Origin of the sequence: Flavobacterium sp. UBA4197 (assembly GCF_002379575.1) — a bacterium.
In the GTDB taxonomy this organism is placed as follows: domain Bacteria; phylum Bacteroidota; class Bacteroidia; order Flavobacteriales; family Flavobacteriaceae; genus Flavobacterium; species Flavobacterium inviolabile.
Genome location: NZ_DFUB01000001.1, coordinates 111,078 through 123,544, shown reverse-complemented (window position 1 = coordinate 123,544; position 12,467 = coordinate 111,078). Strand labels below are relative to the sequence as shown.

Annotated in this window: 12 protein-coding genes; 3 read left to right on the top strand and 9 right to left on the bottom strand. The window is 34.2% G+C overall.

Translation table 11 applies throughout. The features are described from left to right. Window positions 1-17 precede the first annotated feature (17 nt). The 5 genes from B3394_RS00595 to B3394_RS00575 all read right to left on the bottom strand — a co-directional run bounded on the left by B3394_RS00595 (window position 18) and on the right by B3394_RS00575 (window position 3,865). On the bottom strand, window positions 18-860 hold the full coding sequence (locus B3394_RS00595; protein WP_286911859.1) for a hypothetical protein: 843 nt from the start codon (window positions 858-860) through the stop codon (window positions 18-20). A 312-nt stretch (window positions 861-1,172) separates the two neighbouring features. Then, a complete protein-coding gene (locus B3394_RS00590; RefSeq protein WP_286911857.1) occupies window positions 1,173-1,916 on the bottom strand; it encodes a hypothetical protein in 744 nt (247 codons plus the stop codon). Window positions 1,917-2,245: 329 nt separating this feature from the next. Next, on the bottom strand, window positions 2,246-2,842 hold the full coding sequence (locus tag B3394_RS00585) for a hypothetical protein (protein ID WP_286911856.1): 597 nt from the start codon (window positions 2,840-2,842) through the stop codon (window positions 2,246-2,248). Window positions 2,843-2,915: 73 nt separating this feature from the next. Beyond that, entirely contained in the window at window positions 2,916-3,506 is a 591-nt protein-coding gene (locus tag B3394_RS00580) for a hypothetical protein (protein ID WP_286911854.1), read from the bottom strand. 137 nt (window positions 3,507-3,643) lie between these two features. After that, window positions 3,644-3,865, bottom strand: coding sequence for a hypothetical protein (locus B3394_RS00575; protein WP_286911853.1), 222 nt, complete (start codon window positions 3,863-3,865; stop codon window positions 3,644-3,646). A gap of 826 nt (window positions 3,866-4,691) precedes the next feature. Between B3394_RS00575 and B3394_RS00570 the strand changes: the two genes are divergently transcribed. The 3 genes from B3394_RS00570 (at window position 4,692) to B3394_RS00560 (ending at window position 7,336) form a co-directional block, all read left to right on the top strand. Next, window positions 4,692-6,119: a hypothetical protein gene (locus B3394_RS00570; protein ID WP_286911851.1), complete on the top strand. Its 1,428-nt coding sequence runs from the start codon at window positions 4,692-4,694 to the stop codon at window positions 6,117-6,119. A gap of 151 nt (window positions 6,120-6,270) precedes the next feature. Further along, window positions 6,271-6,918: a hypothetical protein gene (locus B3394_RS00565; protein WP_286911849.1), complete on the top strand. Its 648-nt coding sequence runs from the start codon at window positions 6,271-6,273 to the stop codon at window positions 6,916-6,918. Window positions 6,919-7,057: 139 nt separating this feature from the next. After that, window positions 7,058-7,336 (top strand): hypothetical protein, encoded by a 279-nt coding sequence (locus tag B3394_RS00560; protein WP_286911848.1) that lies wholly within the window; start codon window positions 7,058-7,060, stop codon window positions 7,334-7,336. 17 nt (window positions 7,337-7,353) lie between these two features. On the opposite strand, the gene B3394_RS00555 is transcribed toward B3394_RS00560, so the two are convergent. The 4 genes from B3394_RS00555 to B3394_RS00540 form a co-directional block, all read right to left on the bottom strand. Beyond that, on the bottom strand, window positions 7,354-8,784 hold the full coding sequence (locus tag B3394_RS00555; RefSeq protein WP_286911847.1) for a glycosyltransferase family 2 protein: 1,431 nt from the start codon (window positions 8,782-8,784) through the stop codon (window positions 7,354-7,356). A gap of 4 nt (window positions 8,785-8,788) precedes the next feature. After that, window positions 8,789-9,610: a hypothetical protein gene (locus tag B3394_RS00550; protein WP_286911845.1), complete on the bottom strand. Its 822-nt coding sequence runs from the start codon at window positions 9,608-9,610 to the stop codon at window positions 8,789-8,791. Window positions 9,611-9,703: 93 nt separating this feature from the next. Further along, on the bottom strand, window positions 9,704-10,069 hold the full coding sequence (locus B3394_RS00545; protein ID WP_177734726.1) for a response regulator transcription factor: 366 nt from the start codon (window positions 10,067-10,069) through the stop codon (window positions 9,704-9,706). Between the two features lie 77 nt (window positions 10,070-10,146). Then, window positions 10,147-12,138, bottom strand: a complete 1,992-nt coding sequence (locus B3394_RS00540) for a GAF domain-containing hybrid sensor histidine kinase/response regulator (RefSeq protein WP_286911844.1) — start codon at window positions 12,136-12,138, stop codon at window positions 10,147-10,149. Window positions 12,139-12,467 lie beyond the last annotated feature (329 nt).

The following is a 12,467-nucleotide window of genomic DNA, read 5'->3' as shown; positions in this document are numbered from 1 at the left end:
GCTTTTTAAGTTAAATTTTATTTGTTCAATGCTTTTTCTAAAGCAGCACATCTTTCCTTAAAATAAGCTAAATCTACATCTGGAAATAATTTAGGGAAGCGTTTAATGATGTTTTTCATTTGCAACAAAACACCCTCGACTGAGGTAGAAATAGTACCATCTCTCAGTTTATCATCAAATGCATGTGGGCCTTCCAGATATTGCCCTCCATGCTCTATAAAGACAGGTTTAAAATTACCTAGTTTCTTTACGATTTCTTCTGTGTCAATGTAAAAATACTGCCAGTAATAGACCGCCTTACATTGGAGCATAGTATTGTAATATTCTTCAAGGGTCATATTTAACTCAAACCAAATTCCTGAATCATAAAAATACATAGGACATGGATATACGCCTTCTTCTCGCAATATACAGCCAAAAGTACCATCACTGCCATGACCAGACCCGTTGATATAATTTAATTTAGGCAAAAAATCTTTCCAAATAGCCTCAGCCTCAGGCTGTGGATTATTTTCCCAAAAACGACGACCTTCATTATAAGGTTCCCAAAAATCAGAAGGGGATGATAATGCAGACGAAAAATTATGAAGCTGAAAACCACCCCAAAGATATGCTTCATCGGATTGATCAGTAACCGCATCCCAGTCTAGGCTTAAGGCACCTAAGTCTTCATATTCCCAATCTTTTTCCGGTACTTTTATTTTCATTTCTTCATAAACCTCTTCAAAATTTCCTTCTGCATCTCGGTATTTAAGTAATTCTCTATTATCTTCTACATTATCTTCTACATTATCTTCCCTAATTATAACAAAGGAATTATTTTTCAAATCAGTAATAAAATCTTCAAATTTTTCTAACATATCTTATTATTTAAATTTAAAAGCTGCAAGTTGGCTAGTTGTTGTTTTACTCATCGTATTACGTCAGTAATTCCCGCATCTCTTTCTGATTCTTTTCCAGTCCCACACTGCCGCACGATTGCATCGTGTAGTTTAATAATTATAATCTTTTAAAACATCCTGCAAGAGCTTATAATTACGACTCATCAATTATGTTTTTGATAAAGATAAAAACTTTTTGAAATAAAAATACCACACGAAAGGATTCGTGTGGTAGTATGGGAAACTTCTTTTAAAAAATTTCGCTTTTTAGTTATTTGACTTGAAATATTACTACACTATTCCAAATTCTGCTAAATCAGGTTTCAAATGAGGAAAGATTACAGGAAAAAAACGTTTCATTAGTTCGTAACTTGGTGATTTGTCTTTTAAACAATAAGTTAGATTCCAATAATTGAAACATTTAGCTTTATAAGCTAATTCTAAGTATTTTTCAAATGTAACTTTCATGTCGTACAATGCTTCGGGAAAACCGTCAAAACCTGTATACAGATAAATATTGTCTATTAATTTACCGTTTTCAACCTTCATACAGGCAACAGCAAATTCATTAGTATCGATAGGCCGTAAATCTCCTCCGTTTAATCCTACACTTATTGCAGCATCATACATTCCGGTTGTTTTTACATTCTCTAAATCTATAACATTTTTAAGTTGTGTTATATTTAAATTACCACTAAGCAATATTTTTACAGCTTCCCAACTATATCCATTATCTAAATACTCTTTCTTTATCCATGGATCTTCTTTAAATACCGCTTCTTTTTCTTTACCATTTTGAAAACTTTCATCGATGATTCTCCATACAAAATTAAGTTTAGCGGCTTGACTATAAAAATCTATTAAACTTTCAGGAAAAGTCAAATTTCTTTCTTTTAATATTTCTTCTAAGTCTTTTTGTGGTATAGCCTCGCTTGGCATATATACTGCACCTGAAGAGACTAAATAACCTGAATCATAAATTTCTTTGGACAAACTGCTCTTTCTATCTCTAAACTTTTTTTCAATGTCTATCATATATAATTATTTTCAATATATTAGTTTATTATTCCTTTCTAAATTTTCTAATTTATCAATATGGTCTTCTTTAGCAATACTATTCATACGCCTTTCAACCTCATTTATATCTCTAAAATTACCATTATCTTCTCTTTCTTAAATTAAATTTTAAAGAATCCTGTCATTCCTTTGACATTATTAGCTTTAGCAACCTGCTGTAGACGTCCCCGCTGGCGCGAGCTTTTAGCTCTGCAATTTATTTTTGTTTTTTATCATAGAATGCGCCAGCGTGGGGAACTTCTAAAAAATAGAAATTTCGCTTTTATAATTATTAAAGTTTGATAATATTATCCTTCGTTATAGTCTGCCATCCACGTAGGATGTTCAGGCTCGAAAACTCTTAATGTTTCTACTAATATACCGTCGTCTTTAATTGTGATATCTTCTATATAAGTATTAGATCTTTCATTATAGATCCATTCAATAACTTCTTCATTTCGTCTTCTTTCAGAATTTAGTTTTCTTTCTGTTACTATTTTTAGTTCGCCATTAACGATTCCAACACTTATATTATTTGGATATACATCAATTCCCATATCTAAATTTGCACCTAAAAAACAAGAAAAAACTATATCAGAATCCGTATTAAATATTCCTTTTCCAAATGAAGGTTCTTTATATTTACGTATTAGAAATAATTTTCTTTTTCGTAAATTTCTTTTCTTAATAGATAATTCTTCTTCATTCATTAAAGACTCATTTCTATACTTGTTAATTGTTGAGAAATAGCCATAACGATTACCATAATAACTTTCAAGTTTTTCAACTAAAAAATTCCATTTATCGGTATCTATTGAGTTATCATATGCTCCTAACCCATATTGATATTCTAATTCCGTAAATTCTAAAATAAAATTTTTAACGTCTTCCAATGTATAATTCATAGTTTTTTAGTTTTAAGTATTAAAAAGCAAAACTTCTATTCTTTAGAAGTTTTGCTTTTTTAAATTACCAAAATTATCCTTCGTTGTAATCTGCTTTCCAAGTAGGATGCTCAGGCTCAACAACTCTTAGTGTTTCAACTAATATACCGTCGTCTTTAATTGTAATATCTTCTATATATACATTAGATCTTTTATTATAAACCCATTCAACTTCATCTAAACCCTTATCATGATTTAGGGTTCTCTCTGAAATAACCGTTAACTCACCGTTAACGATACCGACACTTGTATTTCTAGCGTAAACTTCTGCTCCTATTTCCGTATTAGATCCTAAAAAACAAGAAAAAACTATATTAGAATCTGTATTATATATACCTTCACCAAATTTAGGGTTTTGATATTTTCTAATTAAAAACAATCTTCTTTTTTTAAGATTATTTTTATTATTATTGAATCTTTCTAAAGTCATTCTTGACTCATCTCGAATAGTATTGATAATTATGTGATAGCCTAATCCCGCATTATAGAAATTTTCAAGTTTCGCAACTAAAATTTGCCATTCTTCGTGATTAATTGAACTGTCATAAAAGCCTACTCCAAACTGATATTCCAGCTCAGTAAATTCTACAATGAACTTTTTAACGTCTTCTAAAGTGTAATTCATGATTTTTAATTTATTTCGTTCCTAAAAAATGATCCGGTCCAGTTTTAAACTCTTCGTTTAGAGTAATTTTTCGATTGTTTTTCAAATATAGCTTTAGCTATTTTATATATTACATATTTCTACTTATCTCCATGAATTCATTTGGTAGTCATAAAAGTTACATTCATATCTTCTATTCTTTCTTCAAGGGCTTTAATCCCAATCTCTAAATATTTTTCTTTTTCGTATTCATTCAAAATATAAAAAACATCAAATCCGGGAGCCGGCTTTGGAATTGGCACAGATAATCTGATGGTATTATTTTCTTCATAAACATAATAATGCCAATCTTTTTTTTCTAATTCTTTTTTTGTATTCATAATTCAAATCATTTCTTGGTAAAACTTTGGATAATATTGTTTCAACAAGAACACTTTCTTTTTCCCAAATATCAGGATTATTATTGTCAATAATTAGGTAATATTTTCAATTGGGGTTCGTATCAAAAAGTGAACAACAAAATTAAGAAACAGTTGAACTTAAATTTTCAGCTACTTAAAGATTCAATGGGCCTTCAAAAGAGCGGACTAGTACGACCCTCTAACCAATATGGAAAATCTACCATTTGAAAAATAGGAATTTCAACAAGTAAATCTTTTAATGGATCTGAATTTGTATCTTTGTAGATATAACCCGTCCTTCAGGTTATACATTCGATCTGTATGCTAACTAGTTGTTTTGTTTGTGATGTTTATCGTTAGTTTGATAAACTTTGTACCCTTATTGTACCTCACTTCCTTTAAAGCCTTGTAATCATTGGAAAGTTAATTTCTGCATCGGGAAGTAGTACCTATAAAACAAGCAAATAAAAACTATATAAAGCCCTATTAATGAGGGCTTTTTTATTATTAGATTTCATCAATACTGCAATACTATTTATCTATTTTGTAACCAAAACAACTTATTTTCACTAAATAAGAACACTTAATTAAGAAAATACACAAACAAACTTAACACAATAAACCAAGCGCTTTACTATATTTATCTTTTTAAAATCGCCAATTTTTAAACAATTCGACAAAAGTAATAGTAATATCTTAATTAAAACTGATAATCGTATATTTGAAAGTTATATGTGATTTTTCTTTACAAAACTTAAAAACAAACAAAATATTTACTACATTCATTTAAATAAATAAAAGTTTTATGAAAATTAGTGAAATCTTTGGCTTAAATATGTCACAAGCTGAATTAGACTTTGTTGACATTGATCCAACAGAAGACTTACCTTTATTTTTAGACCCTTTTTTTTTAAGCAAGAGAAATGATAACTGGTCAATTGAAGCTTCTTTGACTCTGAAGAGTTTTTTCCAAAACGTTATTGATGCAATTCGAAATGGAAATGAAGACGAAGCTAAAGAATTATTTGACCATTTACATGAGCCCAATTCTACTTGTTTAGGAATGTCGAGAGGAAATCCTCAAGGCAAAGGTGTTGGATTTGAAGATACAGATAAAATCTACGATAGTTTATTAAGTAGTAGAGCTATTCAAACCGGACTAATTCAAGATATTGAAGACAACATTCTTTTTGTCGAAAATTTTGGAAAGGACAAACTATCTGATATGACAACAAATATTATCACTAAACATCTAATTGAATATACTCAAACTCAATGTAATCTTTTAAATATACCTCTCACTTCAGGAATAGCATCAGAATATTTTTGGAATAGAGATGATGATGAATGGCAAACGGAGCACACTGATATGTTAGTTATAGAAGGCAAAAAAATATTATTAGTTCCTAAAGGAATTGTTTCATTTAGCAAAGCATATACTCCAGATACATATTATAATCGTTTCGTTTTAGAATATTTACAAAATGAGCATTTAAGAATGCGAACAGCTCTTGTAGAAAGAAGAAGAAACGGGACAAGGTTCGTAACAAAAAAACGCTTAAAAGAAGATTATCCACAAACCAAGAGCTTTTTAAGAACTTTTACTCAGGATCATCCAGAGGTCTTAGAACAATTTAAACATCAGACAAATATAGATTCATTATCTAATTCCGAGTTTTCAGATATAAATATTCGTGAAATTATTAGAGGCTTGATTAGACACTTACAAGGAATTCCTTCTGGTTCAGCTAATGCTACAGATTATCATAGGATGATGATTGGAATTCTCGGGTTATTGTTCTATCCAAATTTAATCAATCCTAAAAAGGAAAGAGAAATCCACTCTGGAAGAAAAAGAATTGATATCACATTTGATAACGCTGCAAAAGAAGGAATTTTTTATAGATTACCACAAAATCAGAGAATTCCTTGTCCTTACATTTTTGTAGAATGCAAGAATTATAGCTCTGATGTGGCAAACCCAGAATTAGATCAAATTGCAGGTAGATTTTCAATACATCGTGGTCAAGTTGGTTTTATAGTTTGCCGTAACATTGATAATTTTGCGCTTTTCTTAGATAGATGTAAAGATACTTTTAGAGACGGTCGAGGCTTAATAATTCCTTTGATTGATGAAGATATTATTACTTTACTCCAAAATTATAATGACAATAACTCTGATTTTATCGAAAAATTCCTATCTGACAGAATAAGAGATATAACAATAAATTAAAACCACACATAACGATGTTTTCAAGAAATTGTGGTTGGGTTTCTAATGGGACTTTGTATATTTACTTCAGTCCTAACGGAATGGTTTGGGAATAAAGAACCCCAACTTCTTAAAGCCGTCGGGAGATTTAGCTATGATTTAATTAAACTTTATGCCAAAATTTGAAAATAGACAAATTGCAATCGAGAGAACACTATTCATTGAATCTCTAACTTCAAAACTCATTAAACACATGATGGGTTTAGATTTGCATGGTAGTACAAAAACACTTGACAATAAGTCATCATCAATAAGTTTACGTGCAAAAATTGATTTGCTTAATGATTGTAGTAAAATTGACAAACAAACTTATACCAATCTATTACATATAATAAGTATTAGAAATCAATTCGCACACAATTTTGAATGCGATAATTTTGAAGATTTACCCAGATTCATTGATGGTATAGACAAACCATTACTCAAATATTGCCCTGAATTAACAAACTCAGCTGAAGAAAATTTAAAAGTTGGATTTTTAAATATGTTAGATCAAGCGTTTCAATTTATTAGAAATGAATTCAGATGTGTTACAAAAGAATATGAAATTGATGCAGCGAAAGTAAAAATACGAATTTCAGAAATTGAAGAGGGTTTATTGAATCAATATGGAATCGTCGGTGCTAGGAATAGAGCAATTGTTCTTGCTAAATTAAGAGAATTAATTAATGAGGATGGAAAAGATGAAAAAAATGCACAAATTGAAAAGCAAATTTCTGATTTTATCAAAGATAATCCTGATCTCAAAAATCACAACTAACAGCGGTTGCGCAATAGCAAGTTTATCTTTAACTTGATGTTTTTCTTCACGAAAAAGTTTATCTTTCATCGACTGGCTACACTACTGCGTCAAGCCAACTGGACATTAGCTGATATTAATTCAACATCAATCTATAAACATGATATTTGAAATTCCTGTTTTAAAAAATTCAACATATGATTTATCTAAATTCGATTTTTCTGTCGCGTCAATTCGAATATTAGATATTCAATCTGATGAATTCAAAACCTACATAAGAAATCTTAACCCTAAATTTCAAGTTGCCAATTTCAACTTCTTTACTTCAATTATAGAAGATATTCATCATAATGTTGACAAAAGATTTGCAGTAATAAAAGACGACTATACTCAATTTTCAAAACAACAAATTTACAATGTCCATTCCTTGCCAACATAAAAACAGTTACTTTATCATCACTTCTTCGTAAACCCTTTTCTGGTCATTTCGCCCCAGCCTTTGGTACCCATAACTTTTTCTTTATACCCTACCAAGGCGGAATAAACCGTTATCGGGTGAAAATATAACGGTTCTATAAAAGCGGCCAGTAACAGCTTTACAAAATCGGCTTGCTTGGGGTATTTGTGGTACGTACGTTCTTCACAGTACAGTGCGATAACGGAAAAGAAAATAGCAAAGGAATAGACAAACAATACCAGTAAAAAGAAGAAATGCCAGTTGAGCATACCGGATATCAGGAATATTACCGTCATGATAAGTCCTATAAACTCTATTGCGGGTGCCAGGAATTCAAACAGCGTCCAGTACGGCACGCTGATTAGTCCCAAAAGTTTATAATTCGGATTCAGGAACATTTTTTTATGAATGCTAAGGGTTTCGATCGTTCCCCGCATCCAGCGGCTGCGCTGCTTTTTGAATATCTTGAATTCTTCCGGTGCTTCGGTCCAGCACAGCGGATCGGGTATATAACTAACCGCATAAGGCAGTTTGTTTTCGAGCATATAGCGTCGCATGCGTACCACGAGTTCCATGTCCTCACCCACCGTTTTGGTGCTATAGCCACCAGCCAGTAAGGCTATTTCCTTGTCAAAGGCTCCAAAAGCCCCGCTGATTAATAATAATCCGTCAAGCCTGCCCCAGGCCATTCTTCCTAAAAGAAAAGCCCTTAAATATTCCAGAACCTGTATGCGGGACAGCATGCTATCCGGAACATTTACCTCAACCAGACGTCCGTTTTTAATGATGCACTGGTTCGCTATCCTCACTACGCCGCCGGTCGCAATAATGCGCTTGCCATGCGATTCAAGAAAAGGTTTTGCCAGTTTGAGCAGCGAATCTTTATCAAGGATACAATCCACGTCAATACATACCACGTATGGATATTCTGCTATGTTAAGACCTGCATTCAGGGCATCGGCTTTGCCACCGTTTTCCTTATCAACTACAATCAGCTTTTTAAATGCTGCATTCCGGGAGCGGTACAGGCCTTTTATTTTTTTTGTTTCAATTTTTGAATGTACGTCAAGTTCCGTTAAGACAAGATCGTACGTCCTGATCAGGATCTCCATCGAATTGTCCTTACTCCCGTCATTCACTACGATCACCTGGTAATTGTTGTAATTCAGGGAAAGTAACGATTTTACATTTTCTTCAATCGTGAAACCTTCATTGTATGCCGGTGCGATCAGGGAAAGTTTCGGCGCAAATTCGCTTGTAAGCAGTACGTTATAATCTACAAAACTATTCTTTTTAAGATAGCCTCTCAGCTCTTTGGCAGAAAGGTATGCCAATATGAGATAGGACGACATAATCAATACCGCATAGGCCAGTATAAGGACTAAATACAGGTCAAAAAACAATGCTATTTCATTATTCAAAAAAATCATCTGCTTATACTGTTAATGTCTGTAATACGTTTTGCGCTTCATATTTTATTGCGGTATTGGGCGCTCTTTCGGCCAACTGTGCTACATACGGCACTTTTTGTGACAGCTTAAGTTCTTTAATAAGCTTTAGGCCGAGAGCGATAACCGTTGTATTCTGTGATTCCAGTAAATACTCAATCCCTTTGGTATCGCCTAAATCATGTTTTTTAAAAGCGTCTATAATATTCACCTGCGTCCAGTCATCAATCGGATAAGGATGTGCTGTGAGGTGTACGATTCCTTCTGTCCCACCCAGTTTGATTCCCGCGTTTATAGCGGTAATCTGCAAGGTTTTATTCCGGGCTTTGGAATATGTTATGATCGTATCGAAAGCGTCCTTAACGTTCATCTCCGCCAGTTCGGTAATCCCTTTACAGCGGACATCCCATTTGAGGCTTTTAAGCTTTTTTAAGGAATCATTGATTAATCCGGATTCTTTATAAAACTGTTCCAGCTTCTGTGCATAAAGACCATCATAATTTTTATGGAGGTTGATAACCGACTCCGTTATCACTTCCCGGAAAAAACGGTTATCCGCTTTCGCCACATACTCTTCGTCCTGCATAACGGCAGAAAAAGGAATATCCTGAAAAGCCACGGCAAACAGTAATTTGTCAATACAGCTACTGTATACGATCCGGAGCCTTTCCCTTTTTATATTACCGCTTCGGCTTTTAATAATGAACAGGTACAGGAAAAATGATGCCGTTATAAACAAGCCGGTTGCCAGGATTAAAAAAGGCTCGCTCCATGTACCGCTTGTATAAAGTTCCCGGAAATGTATCATTTTAGAAGTATTTCGTAATAATTAGCTGAAAAGTAAACCTGTTTCTGTACTATCTGTACACCGGCAGAAAAATGAAATCGTATCTAAACGTCATCAAACACGGATGTTCAACAGCTTATTGATTCTCACCAAAAGCACCGCCGGACTGACCGGTTTGGCTATAAATTCGTTGGCTCCGATGTCGAAAGAATCCAGTTCGGTCTGTTCCACCCCTGAAGAAGTCAGTATAATTACAGGAATATCCGAATTCAGGCGCTGTCTTACATACTGCGTGATTTCCATTCCGCTGATGCCGGGCATGTTGATATCGGTAAGGATCAGGTCGTAACTATTGGTTTCAATAGCATCCAGTGCATCCTTACCATCAGAAAACTGGTCAACAGTATATCCTTTAGACTCTAAGAAAAAAGATAATGATTTGCGTAGGATATCATTATCTTCTGCTAAAACTATTCTCATTGATTTAATATTTGTCTTGGGGGCAAATTGTATTTTATTCGAGCCAAAAATGATGTAAAATCATATATAATATTTTTTTACAACAGCTCTTTTAAATATTTAACTACTTCTACAATTCCGGAATGCAGGGTATCGATTTCCCCGGCTGTTGCTGAGGTAAACTGACCCAATCCGGCTTCCATCTCGATAGCGGACAAACAGTGACTAAGGTCTTCCAGCATGAACATGTCTAAACTGGATTTCATATTATGCGTCAGCCGCTTTACCATATCGTGGTCATTATTCTGAAAGGCTTCCTGCAGCTGTGCTACATCGGCCGGAATTTTTTCTATAAAAAGAGCTATAATTTCTTTTCTGAAGTTCTGGTCTCCGCTTGATGTTTCATCTATAAAAGACAAATCGACCTTTCGCTTACGGTTAAGTTTATTATCCGGGCTCAATGCCGCTTTTATAGCTTCTAAAAGGACTGCCTGCTTGAACGGTTTGGGTACATAAGCATTCATCCCCACATCATAACAACGTTCCTGTTCTCCAATAAGAGAGTGTGCCGTCATGGCAACAATAGGAATCGATGAGTTCATGTCTTTCCTGATATATTCGGTGGTCTGGTAACCGTCTTTAACCGGCATCTGAAGATCCATCAGTATCAGATCGTATTCGTTTTTTAATAAGAGTTCTATCCCTACTTCTCCGTTTTCGGCAATGTCTAATTCAAAACCAAAGTTATTGATAACACTCTTCGCCAGCTTTTGGTTTAAAACATTGTCTTCACAAAGCAGTATTTTAAGTCTGCCCAGGTTTTCTCCGGATAATGTTTCCGTTTTTGTTTCCGTATAAGCTGCTTTTTCATAAGTGAGTACAAAGAAAAATTCGGAACCTCTTCCTTCCTTACTCTTCACCTGGATTTCGGCGTTCTGTAATTCAATTAACTGCTTTACAATGCTAAGACCAAGTCCTGTACCGCCAAATCTTCGCGTAGTACTTTCTTCTGCCTGCGTGAAACGTTCAAAAATAGTTTTGAGCTTATTTTCCGGAATACCGATACCGGTATCTTTAACCGAGAACCGAAGTGCATAATGATTGTCTGTTTCTTCAACCATTTTTACAGAAACCGTTACTTCTCCATCTTCTGTAAATTTCAGAGCGTTACCCACAAGGTTAACCAGCACCTGGTTTAGTCTTCCCTGATCGCCAACCACCATTTCCGGCATATCGGCATCCAGGAAGAGATTGAATTCAATATCTTTCGGAACCTTTACTTTTAGTAAATTATAAACGTGTTTAAGTGTCTTTTTTAAATTGAATGGTTCTGTTTCAATGGTTAAATTACCGGATTCAATTTTAGAAAGATCCAGGATATCATTAATGATCAGCAACAGGTTTTCTCCGGCTATCTGTACACTATCGATATAATCATGTTGGGTAGCATCCAGTTTTGTCTGGGCAAGAAGATCCGTAAAGCCAATTATCGCATTTAACGGTGTTCTGATCTCGTGACTCATATTGGCCAGGAAACTATCTTTGGCCAATACCGCTCTTTCGGCAATTTTTCTCTGAGCGTCCAGTTCAATATTTTTGGTTCTTAGTTCCAGTTGGTTTATAACGTGTTTTGCCACGATTGAAAGGGCATTCCGTTGGTTTTCGTTAAGCTCTTTAGAAACGTGGTCTATCGCGCAGATGGTGCCTATGTTGTAACCATCAGGCGTGGTAAGCGGAATACCGGCATAAAATCTGATTTTAAAGCCTCCGGTTACATTCGGGTCGTCTTTAAATTGGTCGTTTAAAAAGGTATCGCTTATTTCAACCATTTTGGAATCCATAATGGTATACTGGCAGAACGTAATTTCACGCGGAACTTCCGACACTCCAATTCCTATTTCGGATTTAAACCACTGTCTGCTTTCATCTATAAATGAAATATGGGCAATAGGTACGCCGCAGATGTAGGATACCAGTTTTGTTGCATCATTAAAAGCATGATCGGGCAATGTGTCCAGGATATTGTAACGCTTTAATGCGGCTAAACGTTCTAATTCGTTGTGTGGAATCGGGTATTGTTGATTATTCATTTTATCAAAAGGAAAAATGCATAAGTACAAAAATAATTCGAGATAAAACCCTGCTAAAGGATTTTGTAACCTAAAAAAAATCAGAACCGGTTATTGTACCTGTATCTGCCTAAACTTATTGCCGCCTTTTTATTCATCCAGGTCAAATTATTTTTTCGGGCATTTGACTTTTCGGGTAATTATTGGCACTAATCCAGGATCACTACAGTGGTATAAAGGCAGCAAAGTTACCAGCCTAAAGAGCAGTCCAATACCTTCCTTTTTTCTGTTGCGACCAGAAAATTATTCGAACCTCCTTTTTATAAGGCCAGCTGTTCAAGCTGTTTCAT